18 protein-coding genes and 1 tRNA gene are annotated in these 20,343 nt (G+C 59.4%); 7 read left to right on the top strand and 12 right to left on the bottom strand.

Annotated features, from left to right (window positions below; all coding sequences use genetic code 11):
* Positions 1-33 precede the first annotated feature (33 nt).
* Both ribH and QZ460_RS09290 read right to left on the bottom strand, forming a co-directional pair.
* Positions 34-564, bottom strand: coding sequence for a 6,7-dimethyl-8-ribityllumazine synthase (gene ribH / locus QZ460_RS09285; protein WP_290541300.1), 531 nt, complete (start codon positions 562-564; stop codon positions 34-36).
* Positions 565-573: 9 nt separating this feature from the next.
* Positions 574-1,257, bottom strand: coding sequence for a tetratricopeptide repeat protein (locus tag QZ460_RS09290; protein ID WP_290541301.1), 684 nt, complete (start codon positions 1,255-1,257; stop codon positions 574-576).
* Between the two features lie 105 nt (positions 1,258-1,362).
* Between QZ460_RS09290 and recF the strand changes: the two genes are divergently transcribed.
* Entirely contained in the window at positions 1,363-2,805 is a 1,443-nt protein-coding gene (gene recF / locus QZ460_RS09295) for a DNA replication and repair protein RecF (RefSeq protein ID WP_290541302.1), read from the top strand.
* Positions 2,806-2,819: 14 nt separating this feature from the next.
* A complete protein-coding gene (locus QZ460_RS09300; RefSeq protein WP_366935011.1) occupies positions 2,820-3,092 on the top strand; it encodes a DUF721 domain-containing protein in 273 nt (90 codons plus the stop codon).
* A gap of 391 nt (positions 3,093-3,483) precedes the next feature.
* Here the strand turns inward: QZ460_RS09300 and QZ460_RS09305 are convergent, their stop codons facing one another.
* A complete protein-coding gene (locus tag QZ460_RS09305) occupies positions 3,484-4,341 on the bottom strand; it encodes an OmpA family protein (RefSeq protein ID WP_290541331.1) in 858 nt (285 codons plus the stop codon).
* Positions 4,342-4,350: 9 nt separating this feature from the next.
* Here QZ460_RS09305 and QZ460_RS09310 point away from each other — a divergent pair, with 9 nt between their 5' ends.
* Entirely contained in the window at positions 4,351-4,689 is a 339-nt protein-coding gene (locus QZ460_RS09310) for a hypothetical protein (RefSeq protein ID WP_290541304.1), read from the top strand.
* Between the two features lie 159 nt (positions 4,690-4,848).
* Here QZ460_RS09310 and QZ460_RS09315 read toward each other — a convergent pair whose 3' ends face one another.
* Both QZ460_RS09315 and QZ460_RS09320 read right to left on the bottom strand, forming a co-directional pair.
* Entirely contained in the window at positions 4,849-7,401 is a 2,553-nt protein-coding gene (locus QZ460_RS09315) for an adenosylcobalamin-dependent ribonucleoside-diphosphate reductase (protein WP_290541305.1), read from the bottom strand.
* A 198-nt stretch (positions 7,402-7,599) separates the two neighbouring features.
* On the bottom strand, positions 7,600-7,974 hold the full coding sequence (locus QZ460_RS09320; RefSeq protein ID WP_290541306.1) for a RidA family protein: 375 nt from the start codon (positions 7,972-7,974) through the stop codon (positions 7,600-7,602).
* A 196-nt stretch (positions 7,975-8,170) separates the two neighbouring features.
* Here QZ460_RS09320 and QZ460_RS09325 point away from each other — a divergent pair, with 196 nt between their 5' ends.
* The gene (locus QZ460_RS09325; RefSeq protein ID WP_290541307.1) at positions 8,171-8,599 is read left to right on the top strand and encodes an META domain-containing protein; all 429 of its coding nucleotides are present in this window, start codon (positions 8,171-8,173) and stop codon (positions 8,597-8,599) included.
* 197 nt (positions 8,600-8,796) lie between these two features.
* On the opposite strand, the gene QZ460_RS09330 is transcribed toward QZ460_RS09325, so the two are convergent.
* The 5 genes from QZ460_RS09330 to QZ460_RS09350 form a co-directional block, all read right to left on the bottom strand.
* Complete coding sequence (locus tag QZ460_RS09330; RefSeq protein WP_290541308.1) at positions 8,797-9,795, bottom strand: malate dehydrogenase; 999 nt, start codon at positions 9,793-9,795, stop codon at positions 8,797-8,799.
* Between the two features lie 196 nt (positions 9,796-9,991).
* Positions 9,992-10,588 (bottom strand): recombination mediator RecR, encoded by a 597-nt coding sequence (gene recR / locus QZ460_RS09335; protein WP_290541309.1) that lies wholly within the window; start codon positions 10,586-10,588, stop codon positions 9,992-9,994.
* Positions 10,589-11,407, bottom strand: a complete 819-nt coding sequence (locus tag QZ460_RS09340) for a tetratricopeptide repeat protein (RefSeq protein ID WP_290541310.1) — start codon at positions 11,405-11,407, stop codon at positions 10,589-10,591.
* Between the two features lie 4 nt (positions 11,408-11,411).
* Complete coding sequence (locus QZ460_RS09345) at positions 11,412-13,271, bottom strand: BatD family protein (RefSeq protein WP_290541311.1); 1,860 nt, start codon at positions 13,269-13,271, stop codon at positions 11,412-11,414.
* Positions 13,272-13,670: 399 nt separating this feature from the next.
* Positions 13,671-15,284 carry a fumarate hydratase gene (locus QZ460_RS09350; protein WP_290541312.1) on the bottom strand — a complete coding sequence of 538 codons (1,614 nt, stop codon included), beginning with the start codon at positions 15,282-15,284 and terminating at the stop codon, positions 13,671-13,673.
* Between the two features lie 348 nt (positions 15,285-15,632).
* Here QZ460_RS09350 and QZ460_RS09355 point away from each other — a divergent pair, with 348 nt between their 5' ends.
* Positions 15,633-16,634: a class II fructose-bisphosphate aldolase gene (locus QZ460_RS09355; protein WP_290541313.1), complete on the top strand. Its 1,002-nt coding sequence runs from the start codon at positions 15,633-15,635 to the stop codon at positions 16,632-16,634.
* A 260-nt stretch (positions 16,635-16,894) separates the two neighbouring features.
* On the opposite strand, the gene QZ460_RS09360 is transcribed toward QZ460_RS09355, so the two are convergent.
* Together QZ460_RS09360 and QZ460_RS09365 are read right to left on the bottom strand one after the other, a co-directional pair.
* A complete protein-coding gene (locus QZ460_RS09360; protein ID WP_290541314.1) occupies positions 16,895-17,854 on the bottom strand; it encodes an alpha/beta hydrolase in 960 nt (319 codons plus the stop codon).
* Positions 17,855-17,917: 63 nt separating this feature from the next.
* Positions 17,918-18,868, bottom strand: coding sequence for an NAD-dependent epimerase/dehydratase family protein (locus QZ460_RS09365; RefSeq protein ID WP_290541315.1), 951 nt, complete (start codon positions 18,866-18,868; stop codon positions 17,918-17,920).
* 114 nt (positions 18,869-18,982) lie between these two features.
* Here QZ460_RS09365 and QZ460_RS09370 point away from each other — a divergent pair.
* Positions 18,983-19,054, top strand: a tRNA-Thr gene (locus QZ460_RS09370).
* A 312-nt stretch (positions 19,055-19,366) separates the two neighbouring features.
* On the top strand, positions 19,367-20,116 hold the full coding sequence (locus tag QZ460_RS09375) for a lipopolysaccharide kinase InaA family protein (protein ID WP_290541316.1): 750 nt from the start codon (positions 19,367-19,369) through the stop codon (positions 20,114-20,116).
* Positions 20,117-20,343: the final 227 nt, after the last annotated feature.

Genomic DNA, 20,343 nt, shown 5'->3' on the forward strand with positions numbered 1-20,343 from the left:
ACGGCTCGTTTTATTACAAGATGGAATAACGGTTTAGTTGATATTGCGCCGGTCGGGTTCGTGATCGGGCGAAGCCGCCTCCATGTCGATCTGCAACTTCACCATGTTGATGGCCGTAGCCGCAGCCTCGTCGCCCTTGTTGCCGTGACGGCCGCCGCAACGGTCGAGGGCCTGCTGCATGTCGTTGACCGTCAGCACGCCGAAAGCGATGGGCATGTTCCACTGGATTTGCAGCTGCATGATGCCCTGCGTCACGCCCTGGCAGATGAAATCGAAGTGGCGCGTGTCACCCTGAATGACGCATCCGAGAGCGATGACGGCGTCCACCTCGGTATACTCCGCGAAGAACTGCGCGCCCAGCGAAAGCTCGAACGTACCCGGGACATATTTGACCTGGATATTCATATCGGGGCACCCGGCGGCACGCAGCGTGCGCACAGCACCCTCCAGCAGGGCCTCGGTGACCTCGCGGTTCCACTCGGCCACGACGATGCCGAAACGCATGTCCGCAGCCGAAGGCAGGGGAGAGTCGAATTTGGAAAGGTTGTGATTCCTGGTCGCCATCGTCCTCCGCTATTTGATGCTGCCGAGCAGTTTTTCCACATCCCGGGCCTCCATCGAGGCGGGATACGAGGTCATGATCTCCTCATAGTAAGCCGCAGCCTCCTGGCCATTGCCCCGAGCCTGCTCCGCAAGTCCTGCCTTGCGCAGGTACATCGGGGCCGTCAGGTTGTTGTCGGCGGCCTTCACGGCCTTCTCGTAGAACTTCACCGCCTTGGCGTAGTCCTGCTGCTCGACGGCGATATCGCCCTGAAGGCCATAGTTCTGGGCGTTGATCACAGCTCCGGGGAGGCCTTTCAGCGGCGAGAACTGCGCCAGGTATTTGGCGGCATTCGCCAGGTCGCCCGTACGCAGGTAGCAGATGCCGGCATAATGCTTGGCCAGGTTGCCCGAAGGCGTCGAGCCGTATTTCTCGATCACGTCGAGGAAACCGGCCGCATTGTCGTCGCCCAGCAACGCCGTCTCGAAATCGGGATTCTCGCCTTCGAAGCGGCTCTGCGCCTCGGCGATCATCTCGGCGGCCTTCGCAACGCGGGGCTCAAGGATCAGCGAGCGATAGCCGAAAACGAGGGCTGCCAGGACCAGCAGGCCGAGGAAAACATAGGACATCATCCGGCCGTTCCGCTCGAAAAACAACTCCGTTTTGTTCATTGCTTCGCCGAGGGTTTCCTGCTCGGCGACGTTCTGCTTTGCCATATTGCTTATTGTGTTATTAGTTTATAATTCGTACGATAGTTTGCAAAGATACAAAACTATTCATAATGTGCAATGTCGTGTCCGGATTTTTTGTATTTTTGTCCTATGCATCTGAAGAAAATAGCGCTGCTGAATTTCAAAAACATCGCCCGGGAGGAACTCGCACTGGGCCCCGGCATCAACTGTCTGGTGGGCGACAACGGCGCAGGAAAAACCAATGTCGTGGACGCCGTGTATTACCTGTCAATGTGCAAGTCGTCGCTGCCGATGACCGACGGGCAAAGCATACGCCACGGCGCCGACTTCTTCCTCATCGAAGGAAGCTATGCGAGCGATGCGGGCAAGCGGGAAACCGTCGTATGCAGCTTCTCGCGCAAGAGCGGCAAGCTGCTCAAGCGCAACGGCAAGGAGTATGAACGGCTCTCGGACCACGTGGGGCTGATTCCCGCGGTGATCGTCTCGCCGGCCGACAGTGCGCTGATCTCGGACGCCGCCGACGAGCGGCGACGCTATCTGAACGCCTTCATTTCGCAGTTGGACCGCGCCTACCTCGGGTCGGTGATGCGCTACAATGCCGTGCTGGCCGAGCGCAACCGGCTGCTGAAAACCCGTCCCGACGAAACCATGCTCCAGATCTACGACATGCAGCTGTGCGAACACGGCAAGGCCATCCACGCCCGGCGGCAGGAGTTCGTCGAGCGCCTGAAACCCGTGGCCGCGGCCTATTACAGCACCCTCGCGGGAGACCGGGAGCAGGTCGAACTGCACTACAAATCGGAACTGAACGAACGTCCGTTCGAAGAGATCCTGCGCGACGCCCGGCAGAAGGACATCGTCAACGAATTCACGACGGCGGGGATTCACCGCGACGATCTGGTGCTGAAAATCGGAGGCTATCCCCTGCGCAAATACGGGTCGCAGGGGCAGCAGAAATCCTTCCTGATCGCCCTCAAGCTGGCACAGTATGCCGTCGTGGCCCAGGCAAAGGGCGAACGCCCGATTCTGCTGCTGGACGATTTGTTCGACAAACTCGACGCCGGGCGAGTCGAACAGTTGATCCGTCTGGTCTCGGACGACACCTTCGGGCAGATCCTGATCACCGACTGCAACCCGACGCGTCTGAAACGGATTTTGGACAAGGCGGGCGGCGACTACACGCTCTATTCAGTGGCAGAGGGCGCCGTAACGCAGGAGCGGACCGCTGCAGAGGATCTGGCAGAGGATCCGGCCGAAAGAGGATCAGAACAAGCCGTAGAGACCTTGGACAACACGGCTGAAGCTCCGGAGGGAAAGGCCGCGGGAGCTTCGGAAAGCCGTGCGGAAAATGCCGCGGAAAGTCCGGCGGAAAACGCCGCGGGGATCTCGGAAAGCTGTGCGAAAAGCGCGGAGGGGGCTTCGGCCGAGGACAGTGCGGAACAGGCTGCAGAGAACCCGGGAAACACGGCGGAGGAGTTCGCGGGAGATGCCGGAAAATCCCCGGAAAAAACTCCGAGAAATGAGGCAGGAGGGCCATACGAACAAACCGAATCAACCGACGAACAGTCATGAGACGAACCAAAACCATGCTGATGGGCGACCTGCTCGAGGAGTTTTTCAAACGCCCCTACATCGCCGCGAAAGTCGCCGAAGGCAAACTGCCCGACACGTGGCGTGAAATTGTCGGTGACCACGCCGCGGATCTCACCACCGAATTGCGGCTCGATAAGCACATTCTGTATGTACGCATACAGTCGAGTGTCCTGCGTTCGGAATTTTTCTACCAGCGCGAGGCACTCAAGGAGGAGATAAACCGCCGTTCGGGCGTACGGCTCGTCAACGCCGTCATCATCCGGTAAATCAGGGGAACTCAGGGGCCCGGGAAGATTCGAAAGTCACGGGTAAGTCCAAAAGGGTCGGAACTGCCCGGGGAAAATCCGGATGGTTTGGAGGATCCGAATGGTCCGGGAAATCAGGAAATCCGGAAGATCCGGAAAGGCCCATAAAATCAGAAAAACCCGGAGGGCCCGGGAAGATTCGGAAAGGGTCCGGAACTGCCCGGAAAGATCCGGATGGCTTGGAGGATCCGGATGGTCCGAAAAATCAGGAAAAAATCCCGAAAAAACCCGGATTCGAAGAAACACACCTTATATATAATATACATGAAAAAAGATGCTTCTCTCTGCGAGGAGCATCTTTTTTCTATCTGAAGGGAAGGTCGTTCGCCCCCCCCCGATACGGAAGCCGGCCTTATTTGATGATCACGGCGCGGTTGGCCTCCTGGTTATTCTCGTAAACATTGGCTGCGTTACCCTTGCCTTCGTAAGTCAGCTGTCGTGGGTTCACACCGCACTTTACGAGGAAGTCGTAAACGCTCTTGGCGCGGTTCTCCGCAACACGCTTGTTGCCGGCAGCCGTACCCGTCTGCTGGTCGGCATGGCCCTCGATCTTGTAGACCCGGTCTTTCGGACCGCTCTTGATCAGGTCGGCCATCAGCTCAAGGCGGGTCTTCTCCTTCGGCGTCAGCTTCGACATGCTGTAATCGTAGAAAATGATCGAAGTGGGGCTGAGCGTGTTCACCTTCCGTGCGGCTTCGGCTTCTGCGGCAGCCTGGGCAGCAGCGGCGGCAGCAGCTTTGGCAGCTTCGGCCTCGGCCTCGGCAGCCTTCAGTTTGTCGGTCAGGTCCGCATTCTCCGAACGGGCGGCTTCAAGGGCGGAATTGCCTGCAGCCACGGCTTCCTGGAAAGCACGGATGTCATCGGCCGTATAGCCCGGGACACCACGCTCCCAGCCACGCTGGTTAAAGCGGTAGGTGACACCCACCGTAGCAGTAAATCCGAACAGGTACGAACCGTCCAATGCCGCAGGACAAATATCCGACTCGGTGAGCAGGCCCTTGAGTTCGAGATTGAAATCGAAGGCCGGCGACAGGCGAAACTTGTTGAGCAGACCCGCCGTGAAGGCGAAGTCCTGGCGTGCACCGGAGGCATTCTCGCGCTGGCTGCGGTCCGTAAAGTTCGAAGCCATGTAACCGAAACCGGCAAACGGAACGGCATACCACACGCGGTCGTCACGGTAACCACCGATCCAGTTCGAGGCGTTAAGCATAAAATCCACATGTCCGAACATGTACGGCCACGTCATTTTGCCCATTTGGGGGTGGAAGTTATTGAACCATCCGCCCTGCAGCTGGGCACGGATACCGGCAATCGGATGCACCCATTTGGTCAGCGACAAGTTGCCCTCGAAACCAAAACGTTCGCCGCGGGGGCCAGAGTTATTACCGTTGGAAAAGGCCGTACCGGTTCCGAAACCGGCCGAAATCTCCCAATTATCCCAAAATCCGTTCGAAACAAACCCGGCAACGCTCGGTTTCTTCGGCGTTTCCTGGGCAAATACAGCAGAGGCGAATGCCACAAGCAAAAAAGCAAAGAAAGTTTTTTTCATGTTATTTAACTTTTAATACATCTCAATACTCGCCGTAAAAATACGCATTTTTTCACAGAAAACAACCAATGCCGATCAAAAAACAGGCAAAAGACTCCTTCGGGGCTCAAAAAACCCCGAAAAAGTGAGGATTAAGGCTTTTTGGAGTGCAAATCAAACGGGAAACCGTCAACCGCACTTGGAATAGCCGCACGACATGCAGGTCAGGCAGCCGTTCTGATAAGCCATATTCTCCTGGCCACAACTCGGGCATTTGCCCTTGGATTTCGTGCCGTCGACAATATACTGCTTCAAGGCACGGCATACTCCGGTCTTCCACGTGTTGATCGACTCGCTGTCCAGATGCAGGGACTCGATCAGCGTCACCGTCTTCTCGATCGGCATACCGTGGCGCAGCACTCCCGAAATAAGTTTGGCGTAGTTCCAGAACTCCTCGTTGAACAGGCGCGAAATGCCGCCGATGGTATTCGTGTAACCGTAGCGGTCGGTATACTGGAAATCATAGCGTTTCGTACCGTCGGCCTCGCGGACCTTGATGATGAAGCCCTTCTTGATCTTCGGGGGAATGAACATGGCGTCCTCCTCGATCTTACCCGTGAAGACCTCATAGGGACGGCCCTCCTGCAGACCCACGAAGGCAATCCAGTCCTCCGTGCCGTTTTTGAACCGCACGATGTCGGCAGGGATCGACTTGGGGCGCTTCTGCACCTCGCCGGGATGTCCCCCGCCCTTCTTTCCGTTCCTGGAGTTCTTCTCCAGCAGCACGCCGTCGCGGCAACCGTCGCGGTAGACCGTGACGCCCTTGCAGCCACACTCCCAGGCCGTGCGGTAGACATCGGCAACAAGCGCCTCCGAGACGTTGTTCGGCAGATTCACCGTCACCGAAATCGAATGGTCCACCCATTTCTGGATGGCGCCCTGCATCTTGACCTTGGCCACCCAGTCGATGTCGTTGGCCGTGGCTCCGTGGTAGGGCGACGCGGCGACCCATTCGTTCAGCTCGGCGTCGGAGATCGTCTCCAGTTTCGAGGTGTCGTAGCCGTTGGCCTCCAGCCACTTGACGAAATTATGATGGTAAACGTTATACTCCTGGAACTTTTCGCCCGTTTCGTCCTCGTAATCGACACGGGTGTCCACGTCCGAAGGATTGATCTTGCGGCGGCGCTTGTAGACAGTGCGGAACACCGGCTCGATGCCCGAAGTGGTCTGCGACATGAGCGATGTGGTGCCCGTGGGCGCGATGGTCAGCATGGCGATGTTGCGGCGTCCCACCTTCGTCATCTCTTCGTAGAGCGCCGGATCGACCTCGCGGATACGGGCGATCATCGGGTTGTTCACCTCCTTCGCTGCGTCGTAAACCGGGAAGGCTCCGCGCTCGGCGGCCATCGTCACCGAAGCTCTGTAAGCCGACAGGGCGAGGTTCTTCTGCACCTCGACGGCGAAGTCGATCGCCTCCTGCGTGCCGTAGCGCAGCCCCAGCGCGGCGAGCATGTCGCCCTCGGCCGTGATACCCAGACCCGTCCGGCGGCCCTTGCGCGCCATTTCGCGGATCTTCTTCCAAAGCTCCAGTTCCACGCGGCGCACATCCAGATCTTCGGGGTCGGCGTCGATCTTCTCGATGATCAGCTCGACCTTCTCCAGTTCTAGATCGATGATGTCGTCCATCATGCGCATCGCCTTGCAGACGTGGTCGCGGAACTTGTCGAAATTGAATCTCGCATCGGCCTTGAACGGATTGTCCACATAGCTCAACAGGTTCAGGGCCAGCAGACGGCACGAATCGTAGGGACAGAGCGGGATCTCGCCGCAGGGATTGGTCGAAACCGTCACGAAGCCCTCGTCAGCATAGCAGTCGGGGATGCTTTCGCGGATGATCGTATCCCAGAACAGCACGCCCGGTTCGGCCGACTTCCACGCATTGTGGATGATCTTGTCCCAGAGTTTCCGTGCGTCGATATCCTGCTCGTATTTGGGATTGTCCGACTGGATCGGGAACTGCTGGTGGTATTTCTTACCCGCGAGGGCCGCACGCATGAAATCGTCGTCGATCTTGATCGAGACGTTGGCGCCCGTCACCTTGCCCGTGTCGACCTTGGCGTCGATGAACCGCTCGGCATCGGGGTGTTTGATCGACAGTGAGAGCATCAGCGCACCGCGACGCCCGTCCTGCGCCACCTCGCGCGTCGAGTTCGAGTAACGTTCCATGAAGGGCACGATGCCCGTCGACGTGAGGGCCGAGTTGAGCACCGGGCTGCCCGTGGGGCGGATGTGCGAAAGATCGTGACCCACGCCGCCGCGGCGTTTCATCAGCTGGACCTGCTCCTCGTCCATGCGGAAAATGCCGCCGTAGGAGTCGGCGGGATGTCTGTGGCCGATGACGAAGCAGTTCGACAGCGACACCACCTGGAAATTGTTGCCGATGCCGGTCATCGGACCGCCCTGGGGAATGACGTAGCGGAAATGGTCGAGCAGCGCGAAGACCTCCTCCTTCGAGAGCGAATTGGGGTATTTTTGCTCGATGCGTTCGATTTCGGAAGCGATGCGCTCGTGCATCTCGCGCGGCGATTTCTCGTAGATGTTTCCGAAAGAGTCCTTGAGGGCATATTTGCTGACCCACACCGTGGCGGCGAGGTCGTCCCCGTCGAAATACTTCTTCGACTCGGCAACCGCATCGTTGTAACCAACCTTCTGCGGCGTGTCGACTTTGGTGACTTTTGACATAATTATTTTCAGTCTATTATTTCTATATTTTTTCAGATTTCAGGGTACGCCCCGGCGGGCAAAACCCGATTCTACAAAATTGCGGCTTTTCCAAAAAAAAAGCCAGCCGAAGGCGCCAAACTTATCCACAAAATATCTACAAAAGCGCAAAAAGAGCGCCCCAGATATCCGGAGCGCACCTTCGGACCGAAGGCGGAATTATTTCACCGCCACAGCATCGATTTCGACCAGCGCCCCCATCGGCAGCGCTGCGACCTCATAGCACATGCGCGCCGGCATCTCCGAAGTGAAGAACTCGGCATAGACGCTGTTCATGGCGGCAAAATCGCCGATCGACTGCAACAGAACCGTGGTTTTCACCACGTCGGAATAATCGTATCCGGCTTCGCGCAGGATATGGCCGAGGTTGGTGAGCGACCGCCGCGTCTGGGCCTCGATGTCTTCGTCCATTTTTCCGGACGCGGCGTCGATCGGGAGCTGTCCCGAAACATAGAGCGCACCGCCAGCCTCGACGGCCTGCGAATAGGGACCCACGGCCTTGGGCGCGTGGGGAGAAGCGATGATGGTTTTCATAAATCGTTATCTTGAAAATTATTTAAGTCTCCTGCTTCCGTCCGCCGTATCTGCGGGTTTCGGGCTGCGTTTACAGGCCTCTGACCCGCGAATCCCCGCCGAAAGCGGGGGCTTGCAGCGAAAATATAGGGTCCGGAAGATGTACAAAGGTATAATTAATTCCCTATATTTGCCACAGAATATAAATGGAAAAAAGATGAAGATTTCACTAAAAATTGCGATAGTAGCTGTCGTTGCGGCCTTTATGGCCGGATGCTGCAACTGCCGCTCCTACCAGAAAAAGACCCGCCGTCCGCTGGCGGAAACCGAGTGGCAGCTGATCCAGCTCGGCGGCAAGACGATCAAGCCCCAGGAGGGCAAATTCACCGTCACACTGCTCGCAGAAGGCAACCGCGTGACGGGTACTGGAGCCTGCAACAACCTGACAGGAAGCTACAAGACCGACGGGAAGCGCACGCTAAAGATCGAATCCCTGGGCTCGACGAAGATGGCCTGTCCGGACGGGGAGACGGAGGATGCGTTCATCCAAATGCTCGAATCGGTGACCCATTACGACATGGACGGCCCGATGTTGCTGCTGTTGAGCGACGGCAAACTGCGCGCCGTGTTCCAGGCAAAACCCTAAGGAGGGGGGGGGCAGCTACGCCCTGCCGGGAGCAAGGTTCGGGCAGGCGGACAGAAGAAACACCTCCGCCGGGAGCAGACCTCGGACGGGCGGACAGAAGAAACACCTCCGCCGGGAGCAAGTTCTCCCGCGGATTGCGCCCGAACAAAAAAACAGGGACCGACTTTCCAGTCGGCCCCTGTTTTTTGACGCTGTTCCTATTTCAGGTGCGGATTCAGGTGCCCCCACTCGGCAACGGGAGGCAGGATGCCCATCGCGATCACCTCGTCGCGCAGTTTGCACAGGTGCTCGTAGCTCTCCGTGAGCTTCTTGTGCTCCGCGGCCGTGCCCTGCACGTTCTTATACGACACACCCTCCTTCGTGATCGTGGTCTCCATCGCCATCAGGATGTGTTTGAACTCGTCGTTGTGGACGAATACGCCGGCGGGATAAGTGAACGGCTTGCCGCCCATTGCCGCAGCAATCATCGAGATCGAGACGTAGGCCGGGCTCTGGAACGACGAACGGCCGCGCAGGTCGATGATGTGCTTGCCGCCCTGGATGACCCGCTGCTGCAGGTCGGCCCAGTCTCCCTCGGGCATCTCCTTGCCGATCAGCTCCGAAAGGGGACGTCCGGCGACGAGCGTCGTCGAGGCGAAGACCGCCATCTGCTCGCCGTGGCCGCCGTAGGTGCGGCTGTTGCGGATCTCATCGGGCGAGATCTTGAAATACTTGGCCAGCTCCGAACGCAGGCGCGTGGAGTCCAGCGCCGCGAGGGTCGAGACCTGCGAAGGCCTCAACCCCGCATAGATCAGCGTGATCAGACCCGTGATGTCGGCCGGATTGAAGACCACCACAACGTGTTTCACATCCGGGCAGAAGGTCTTGATATCCTTGCCGAACTGCTCGGCGATTTGGGCGTTGCCTTTCAGCAGGTCTTCGCGCGTCATGCCCGCCTTGCGGGCCGCGCCGCCCGACGAGACGACGTAGGCCGCATCGGTCAGCGCCTCGCGGATATCGGTCGTCCACGTGATATTCACCCCCTCGAAAGCGCAGTGGTAAAGCTCCTCGGCCACTCCTTCGAGCGCCGGGCCATAGGGATCGTAAAGGCAGATGTTCGGCGTCAGGCGCATCATCAGCGCCGTCTGGGCCATGTTCGAGCCGATCATGCCGGCCGCGCCCACGATGGTGAGTTTTTCGTTCGTTACAAAATCCATAGTGTTGTTATTTTATTGAAACCTCAAATTCGTTCTCTCCTCCTTGCATCCGGCCGACGGTTGCCGGCGATTGCCGGCGGTTATTAGCGGCGGCCGTCAAGATCGCATCTTTCATTTTATCGGCACGGCGCGAAAGCCGGATCAAAAAGTCCCGAAACAGCCCGTCGATCCCAAAACGCGTACCCAAGCGGGCCGGCTACTCGATCTCCCGGCGGTTCATCAGCGCGTGGGTGATCGTCAATTCGTCGACATACTCCAGTTCGTCGCCAAAACCGATACCCCGCGCAATCGACGTAACCTTCAGCCCCGGAAACTGCCGCAGGCGGTTCATCAGGTAGAAAAGCGTCGTCTCCCCCTCGACCGAAGTCGAGATGGCGAGGATCACCTCCTTCACCCCGCCGCGGGCAATCCGCTCACACAGCAGGTCGATCTTCAGATCCGAGGGCGAGATGCCCTGCATGGGCGAGATGACGCCGCCCAGCACGTGGTACAGACCCCGGTACTGGCGCGTATTCTCGACCGACAGCACATCGGCCACCTGCTCCACGACGCAGATCGTCGCATGGTCCCGTTCCCGATCGGAGCAGATCGGGCACACCTCCTCGTCGGAGAGGTTGTTGCACTGCGAGCAGTAGCGGATCTCGTTGCGGAACCGGTCGATGCTCTCCGTCATCTCGGCCACCGAATCCCGCTCCATGCGCAGGATGTGGATGGCCAGGCGCAACGCCGTGCGGCGCCCCACTCCCGGGAGCTTCGAAAGCTCGCCGACGACATCCCGTAAAAGCTTCGACATCTAAATCGTTTCGACGGTTTTACATTCAAGCCACCCCTTCTTGCCGTCGGCAATGGTGACCTCGCACCAGTTGTCGAGGCGGTTGGTGATCTCGACGAGTGTACCCTCGTGCAGCACGAAGAGGTCGGTCGCCGACTTGTCGGGCGAACTCTTCACGGCCGTCGAGGACGTCATCACGACGGCCTGCGTGTCGTCGAGCATCTCGCGCCGCTCGCCCAAGGCGAACCAGCCGGTGAGCACGAATACCGCCGCAGCGACAAGGGTGCCGTAGAACCCCGCCTTGCGCAACGACAAACGCTGTGCCAGCAGGTAGGCCAGGAACAGCGCCAGGGCGCAGACCAGCGCCGCAAGCGAGAAGATGCTCCACGCCGTACAGCTCATCAGGCGGCGCATGCCGCGCATCCATTCGGTGACGAAAAATTCGGGGATCTGCTCGATGTTGTCCTTCGTGCGGGCCTCGGCAACACTCAGATTATAGCGGATGTCGTCGTTGCCGGGGGCCAGCCGCAAGGCCCGGTGGTAGAAAAGTATCGCCTTGCCCAGCCGACCCTCCTTAAAACAGGCGTTGGCCAGGTTGTAGTAGAGTTTCATGGAACTCAATCCGCGGGCGAGAATCTGCTCGTAGAACTCCGCGGCGGCGTGGAAGTCGCCATTGATATAGGCCGTGTTGGCGCGGTCCCACAACCGTTCGGGCGATGCCTCGGCAACGGGTGCCTCAGCAGCCGCCCCGGCAGGCTGCGCCAGCGTGTCGGCCCCCTCCTGCGCATGCGCGCAGAAAACCCCGGACAGCAGGATCAGGATCAGGATCAATCGTTTCATATCACTATCGTTTTATCACCGATTCGATGCGCGAAATCAGGTCCACGCCCTCAGAATAGACATCGTTCATGCGGGCCGACTCGACGGGCGAATACTGCGCCTCGTCGCACCGGGTGATGATGTCCGTGAAACGCTGCGACTCCTCGGACGAGACGCCCCGTTTGTGCAGCTCCTCGCGGACATTCTCCTTGGTGAGGTTGGCCACCGGGATGTTGAACTTGTCGCTCATGTAGCCCCACAGCGCGCGGAGCATCTCCTCATAGAAGGCATGCCGGTTCTGCTCCTCCATATAGCGTTTCGCGGCGCGGAACCGCTGCACGGCGACCTTGTTGGCCCGCTTGCCGCGCACCAAGGCGACGTTCTGCGACTCGCGGATCTGCTTGCGCAGCGCCACATAGATCATCGCAAAAAGCACCAGCACTCCCACAAGCAGGATCCAGTAGGCCGTGCTGAAGAAGAACGGCACACGCTCGGAGTGCAGCTGCGCCCCGCCCAACTTGATGAAGCGGATGTCCTGACCCAGCAGTTTCACCTCCTCCTTCGACATGCCGCGCCTCTGCATCACCACCGCGTCGTCTCCGCCGCGGGCATCGGGGGTGATTTCGAGCGTCAGCGGCTTCGAGCGAAGCGTTACGTACTGCATCCGCTGGGGGTCGAAGTAGGTGAACTCGATGGGGTCGATGTCGTAGGTCCCCGCGGCCCGGGCGATGAAGGGGTATTCGAACTGGCGGTAGCCGGAGATACCCATGGCCGAGGTGTTGATCGACTCGGTGGTCTTGACGTTATACTGCTCGAACGAGGTCGGAAGCGGCAGCTTGGGAGCCTGCACGAAAGTCAGGTTGCCCGTGCCGGAGATTTTCACCGTGAAGGTCGCACCCGAGTTGGCAGCGATATGCTCCGAAGGAAGCTGGGTGTCCATCGTGAAGCGACCCACGGCCCCGCTGAAACTTGCAGGAGCTCCCGCCGGCAGCGGCTTGACCGTCACCGTGGCCCGCTGGCTCCGCACCTTGCGCGGGACGTTGAACACCTCGCGGCCGCCCCCGAAGAAGGGATCGGCATTGCGGCTCTGCACCACGACCTGCGCCACGACGGTCATGTCCACGGGGTCGATCGTGAGCGAGCCGACCTGCTGCGGATAGAGCAGGTAGTCGTACAGCACGCGCGTCTCGTAGACCTTCCCGTCGTAGGTCTCGCGCCCCACACGGGCCGAATTGGGATCGGAGAGGTCCTGCGACCAGAAGCCGTTGAACGACGGAGCCGACTCGGGGACGATGTTGACATAAGGAACCCGCGTATAGAGTTTGAAAGCCACGTGCAGCGGCTCGTTCTTATACACCGACGAGCGCGAAACCACGGCCCGCAGCAGAATGTCGTCCTTGCCCACCTGTCCCTGCGCACTGGCCTGCGCATCGTCCGAACCGCCGGCGGCCCCCTGGGACTGCTGACGCGCCCGGGAGGCATCGCCCTCGTTCACGATCTCGATCGGAAGCGGTCTGGTCCGGTAGAGCGTACCTTCGACCTTCGCCTCCGCAGCGCCGATCGTCACGTTGCCCGCCGCCTGGGGCAGCAGGACGTAGGTGATGCCGTAGCTGAAGCTTTTGGAAATCGAGCCGTTTATGTACTGGATCGACGAGCCGGTCGACACGCTCGGACCGGCAATCACGTCGAAGCCCTCGAACGAAGGCGCCTTGAAGGAATCGGCGTCGGGTTCGGCATTCAGCGTGAACTCCACGCGGAAAGGTTCGCCGACGGCGACCAGCAACGGCGAGTTGGCCTCAAAAGTGACCTTCCCGGCAGCGGATGCCGAGAAGATCGTCAGCACAAAAAGTGCCGTCAGGGATATTTTTGCAACAAAGTCTCTCATTACGAAACGATATGTCTGTCAATTCGCACCGTACATCCGGATCCGTCCCCGTTACGGGCCGGAACCAGGCGACAAGGCCCGCTCCACCGGGATGCGGCCCCGCCCCTGCGCCCCTCTGCCGGAATTTGCGTCTCGAACGCCTTCGGAGGGGGGGGGCCGGCATCTCAACCAGACTCTCTTCCGGGAGCCACATTCAGGCAACCCGGCGGAGGAGCCGCGTCTCAAACGCCTCCCTTCGGAAGTCGCGTCTCAAACGCCCCCGGGGAGGGAGCCGGCGTGACGCAACCGGATTTCGCCCCGGCCGTCCGCCGGGTGTCGGACCGCACGGCAACCGGGCGAAATCCCGCGCACGTCTTTACAACGCAAAGCCGCAGCCTTTAGTATATCCGAGCGCAGTTTTTAGTGCTTGAATTCGGCGAAAAAGTCGTTCCCCTTGTCATCGACGATGATGAACGCCGGGAAGTTCTCGACATAGATCTTGCGCACGGCCTCCATGCCCAGTTCGGGGAAGTCCACGACCTCGACCGACTTGATGGAGTTCTTCGCCAGGATTGCAGCCGGACCACCGATCGACCCGAGGTAGAAACCGCCGTGGTTGCGGCAGGCATCGGTCACCTGCTGCGAGCGGTTGCCCTTGGCCAGCATCACCAGCGAGCCGCCCTGCGACTGGAACAGATCCACATAGGGATCCATGCGCCCGGCCGTCGTGGGGCCGAACGAACCCGAAGCCATGCCCTGCGGCGTCTTGGCCGGACCGGCGTAGTAGATCGGATGCTTCTTGAAGTATTCGGGCATCGGCTTGCCTTCGTCGAGCATCTGCTTGATGCGGGCGTGGGCGATGTCGCGGGCGACGATCAGCGTGCCGCGGAGATTCAGGCGCGTCTTGATCGGGTATTTCGTGAGGATGGCGCGCACCTTGTCCATGCCCTCGTCCAGGTCGATATCCACGGCCGGGGACATCGAGGGTGCCTCCGCAGGCAGGAAGCGTGCGGGATTCTTCTCCAGCTCCTCAAGGAAAATGCCCTCCGGGGTGATCTTGGCCCTGATGTTGCGGTCGGCCGAGCAGCTCACGCCGATGGCCACGGGGCACGAAGCCGCATGGCGCGGAGCGCGGATCACCCGCACGTCGTGCACGAGGTACTTGCCGCCGAACTGGGCACCGACACCGCTCTCGCGGCAGATCTTCAGCACCTTCTCCTCCCATTCCAGATCGCGGAAGCAGCGGCCGCCCTCGTTGCCCGAGGTGGGCAGCTCGTCGAGGTAGCCGGCCGAAGCCTTCTTCACCGTCGAGAGACACATCTCGGCCGACGTGCCGCCGATGCAGATCGCCAGATGGTAGGGCGGGCAGGCCGACGTGCCGAGGTCGAAGATATGCTGCTGGATGAATTTCGTGAGCGACTCCTCGTTCAGCAGCGCCTTGGTCTGCTGGTAGAGGAAGGTCTTGTTGGCCGAACCGCCGCCCTTAGTGATGAAGAGGAATTCGTACTCCATGCCGGGCTTGCCGCCGTAGATGTCGATCTGCGCGGGAAGGTTCGTCCCCGAGTTCTTCTCCTCGGTCATCGTAAAGGGTACGACCTGCGAATAGCGCAGGTTGCAGTCCTTATAGGTCTCGTAAACGCCCCGAGCGATACACTCGGCGTCGTCGGCTCCCGTGTAGACGTCCTCGCCCTTGTGGCCGATACAGATGGCCGTACCGGTGTCCTGACAGGTGGGCAGCTCGCCTTCGGCTGCGACCGTCTGGTTCAGCAGCATGGTGTAGGCCACGAACTTGTCGTTGTCGGAGGCTTCGGAATCATCGAGGATGTTGCGCAGCTTCTGGAGATGCGCGGCACGCAGGAAGTAGGACACATCGGTATAAGCCTCCTTCGAAAGCAGTTCGAGGCCCTTGGGATCGACCTTGAGGATCTTGCGTCCGTCGCACTCGACGACCTGCACATACTCCTTCGTCAAAAGACGGTACTTGGTTTTGTCTTCCCCCATGGGGAACGGCTCCTGATAGATGAAATCTGCCATAATATTTAGAATGTTTGTATGTTACATCCAGTCTGTATGCCGCGGGCCGGCACCCCTGCGCCGCCTGCAGCCGTTTTCAGACACCTCCGCCCGCACCGGCCGGCCGGGCGCCCGAAAACCCGCTCCCGGGAAGGGTTTGCCGCATGAGCCCGGAAAATGCACCGGGAAATGCGGTCGTGTGTTGCGCCCCATCCGGAAATCCCTGCAAATTTAGAAAAAACAATCCGGATTGTACAACGATTTCCCGATTCGTCTGTTATTTTCTACACAAAAAAAGCCTGTTATTTAGATTTTTTAGTAAATTTGTGCAGTTTTTGAAAGCACAAAATTCACTAATACTTCAATATTATGGTATCGTACAAAGATCTGGGCCTGGTGAACACGCGCGAGATGTTCGCCAAGGCCATCAAAGGAGGTTACGCCGTTCCGGCATTCAACTTCAACAACATGGAGCAGCTCCAGGCTATCGTCCTGGCTGCTGCCGAGACCAAGTCGCCCGTCATCCTCCAGGTATCGAAGGGTGCGCGCAACTACGCCAACCAGACCCTGCTGCGCTACATGGCCGAAGGAGCCGTGGAGTATGCCAAGGAACTGGGCTGGGAGAAACCCCAGATCGTGCTGCACCTCGACCACGGCGATTCGTTCGAACTGTGCAAGAGCTGCGTGGACATGGGATTCTCGTCGGTGATGATCGACGGTTCGGCTCTCCCCTACGACGAGAACGTCGCCTTGACGAAGAAGGTCGTGGAGTATGCCCACCAGCACGACGTCACGGTAGAAGGCGAGTTGGGCGTACTGGCCGGCGTAGAGGACGAGGTAGCTTCCGAAGTCAGCCACTACACCAAACCCGAAGAGGTCGTTGACTTCGTGACCAAGACGGGCGTTGACTCGCTGGCCATCTCGATCGGCACCTCGCACGGAGCTTACAAGTTCACCCCCGAGCAGTGCACCGTAGATCCCAAGACGGGCCGTCTGGTTCCGCCCCCCCTGGCTTTCGACGTACTGGCCGCCATCGAGAAGGAGCTCCCGGGCTTCCCCATCGTACTGCACGGTTCGTCGTCGGTTCCCCAGGAGGAAGTCGAGACGATCAACAAGTATGGCGGTGCACTGAAGGCTGCCGTAGGTATTCCCGAGGAGGAGCTTCGTCAGGCTGCCAAGAGCGCTGTCTGCAAGATCAACATCGACTCCGACTCGCGTCTGGCCATGACCGCCGCCATCCGTGAGGTCTTCGCCACCAAACCCGCCGAGTTCGACCCCCGCAAGTACCTGGGTCCGGCCCGCGACAACATGAAGAAACTCTACATCCACAAGATCAAGGAGGTTCTCGGTTCGGACGGCAAAGCCGAGTAAGACATTCCCGCCGGAAGGGCAGTCCTTCCGACAAACGAAAAACCGGAGGTGCAAGACCTCCGGTTTTTTTATTGTCCGACAGCCTCGTCGTCCCCTCACGCCAAACGGGCGAAACCTTCGGCAACAGGTGGAGCCGGGCCGGCAAATCCGCACCCGAGGCGGAAGATTCCCGGCGGAACGGCATGGGAATCAGGCAGCATCCGGCCAAAAAGGATGCGTCTACGGCCGCTCAGGCGTTTTCACAGCGGCATCGGCTCACTTCAGTCCGGATCGGGTCCCACATATTTCCCGACGAACTCCCCGACGCGGCGCGTGTACTCCTCCCTATTGTCGCGGTACGAATTGGCATGCGACGCGCCCGGAACCACCCACAGTTCCTTGTCGCCGGATTTGGCCTCGTAGAGCGGGTAGACCATCCACGTCGGCACGTAGTCGTCGGCGTCGCCGTGAATGAACAGCATCGGGAGCCGGCTCTTCCGGACCTGCTCCAAGGCCGAGGCCTCGCGGAAATTCCAGCCATATTTCAAATCGCACAAGCCGCCGGCAACGTCGAGCAGCAGAAAGTCCGGAAGCCCGAAGCGCCCCTTGAGCTCTTTGGAAAACTGGTCCCGGACGCTCGTATAGCCGCAATCCTCGACGAAACACCGCACATAGGGTTTCTGCTCCTCGCCCGAGACCATCATGGTCGTCGCCGCGCCCATCGAAATCCCATGGACCACCATCCGGGTGTCGCCGCCGAAGATGTCGTTGGCAAGGTCCATCCACCGCAGCACGTCAAGGCGGTCCTTCCATCCCATCCGGATGGCACGCCCTTCGCTTCGGCCATGGTAATGGAGGTCCGGCAGCAGGATGTTGAAGCCCAGGTCGCGGTTGTAGAGGTAGCCGATCATCAGCATCCGCACGGCGTTGTCCGTATAGCCGTGGACGATCACCGCCGTCCGGTCCGTCGGGCGGGGGGCCGCCACATAGAGCGCATGCAGCCGTTCGCCCTCGCTCCCCGTGATCACCGTGTCGCGCAAGGCCCCGGCACGCTCCAGGCTGTCGACCCACGGCCGCAGGAACGGATATTCGCCATACATATATTCATAAGAAGAAGCGTTCTTGGCCCGCATCGTCGCATCGGGCCGGAGCGAATAGGAGAGCATATAGAGACTGCCGCCCGCGACAAGGGCCGCAAGCGACAGTACACAGACAACGACGATTCCAACGATTCGTTTCATAAGCCGTTCAATGGGCGAAGCGGCCGAAATCGCCGCTCCGTTTCATCGACACCGCACCCGGAGCTACTCCGCACCCAGCTTCGTGCGGATGTGCGCCAGCATGTCGTCGGTCATGCGCGAGAGATCCCATTCGGGACGCCAGCCCCACTCCTCTCGGGCGCAGGTATCGTCCAGCGAATTGGGCCAGCTCTCGGCGATCGCCTTCTTCACGGGATCGACGTTGTAGTCCATCGCGAAGTCGGGCAGGCGCTTTTTGATCTCGGCGCAGATGATCTCGGGCGTGAAACTCATCGACGCGAGGTTGAAGCTGTTGCGGTGGATCAGTTTCGCGGGGTCGGCCTCCATCAGTTCGACGCAGGCGCGCAGGGCGTCGGGCATGTAGATCATGTCCATGTAGACGTCCGACGGAACGGGGCAGGTGAATTTGCCGCTCCGGATGGCCTCGTAGTAGATCTCCACGGCGTAGTCGGTCGTACCGCCGCCGGGCAGCGTGACGCTCGAGATGATACCCGGGAAACGCACCGAACGGGTGTCGACCCCGTATTTGTGGTGGTAGTAGTTGCCCAGCAGCTCGCCCGTGACCTTGCAGACGCCGTAGATGGTCGTCGGCTGCATGATCGTATCCTGCGGGGTTCCGTCCTTGGGCGACGAGGGCCCGAAGGCTCCGATCGACGAGGGCGTGAACAGGGCGCAGTGGTGCTGGCGCGCCACTTCGAGCGAATTGTTGAGCGCCCCCATGTTGACGCTCCAGGCCATCTGGGGATTGCGCTCGCCGACGGCCGACAGCAGGGCCACGAGGTTGAAGATCGTGTCGATGCGGTAACGGGCCACGACCGAGGCCATGGCCGTTGCGTCGAGCGCATTGAGTACTTCGAAAGGCCCGTCCTCGGCCAACGACCGACATTCGCGCATGTCGGTAGCGACGACATTCGAGCCGCCGTAGATGCTGCGCAGATAAACGGTCAATTCGGAACCAATCTGACCTCCTGCGCCTACTATTAAGATGCGTTTCATCTGGTTTTTGTTATAATTTGGTAGTAAAGGTAGAAAATAATTATGAAAAGTGTACATTTTTTTGGTCTTTTCATTTTTCTTATGTACTTTTGCACCACTCGAAAGAGGAAAGTTGCTGACATAGCTCAGTGGTAGAGCACTTCCTTGGTAAGGAAGAGGTCCCGGGTTCAAGTCCCGGTGTCAGCTCGGAAAGCGGAAAAGGAGACCTTTGCAGGTCTCCTTTTTTCGTTTGCCCGCAGCAGACCTCCAACGCGCGCGGCACCACACCGCTCCGCATCCGGACACGGCATGTCCCGGACAAAAAGGGAGGATGAAGGGCGGGGCTCCAGCCTTTTGCACTCCCGCCCGGCTCCGCCGCGGACTTCCGGGGCGGGGTATTCCGCACGCGTCTCCCGATGAAATACACCCCTCTTTTCCGTTTCAGGACAACTTAACACGCAAATAGAACTGACACCTTGCAGCGCGGATGCGTACCTTTGTTATAAAAATAACACCGCAATGCACATCCACGTCAACACCTCTTCGGAACACCTGCGGGACTTCACGGAACACCTGCCCAAACTCTTCGACCGAGAGGGCGAACTTCTGCACGCAGGACGCAACACGATCAAAGCCTTCGCGGTGAAGGGCGAACGGCTAGTCGTCAAACGGTTCAAGCGTCCGAACCTGCTGCGGGCCATCATCTATACCTTCTTCCGCCGGAGCAAGGCCCGCCGCTCGTACGAACACGCCATGCGGCTCCGGGAACTGGGCGTCGAGTCGCCCGAACCCGTCGCGTGGAGCGAATACCGCCGCCACGGGCTGCTCTGCGACAGCTACTACGTCTCGCACTACTCCGAATACACCCCGCTGTCGCAGACCACCGTACTCTTCCCCGCGGCGGAAACCCGCCCCGTGCTGGAGGCCTTCGCCCGCTTCGCCGTGCACCTCCACGAGAAAGGCATCGAGCACCGGGACTTCAACCACGGCAACATCCTCTGGGACCGCTCACCCGAAGGCCTCTACCGCTTCCAGCTGATCGACACCAACCGCATGCACTTCGAAAAGCAGCCCCTCTCCTCCCGGACCTGCATGATCAACCTCCGGCGGTTGTCCTGCCCCGCCGTGGCATTCCTCTACATCCTCAACCGCTACGCCGAAACACGCCGATGGAATGTCGACGACACGCTGCTGCGCGGAACCTTCTTCCGCTTGGCATTCGGACGCCGCAAGCAGCTGCGCAAGCGCTTCCGGCACAGCAAGGAGTGATTTTTCGCAAAAAAAAGACCGCAGACTTTGGTTTTACGGATTATTTGGCTACATTTGTCACTAATAAAAACCATCGGACGATGAGAACATACGGTTTCGCATACTATTCCTATTACTTTTTCTTTGATCAGAGAAAAAGCGGGATCGCATGCAATTAACCGGATACGGTATCGATGAATATGACACGAAAATCCCGCTCAGCCGAGCGGGATTTTCTTTTTCAACCC

The sequence above is a fragment of the Alistipes sp. genome (assembly GCF_020026455.1).
Lineage (GTDB): Bacteria > Bacteroidota > Bacteroidia > Bacteroidales > Rikenellaceae > Alistipes.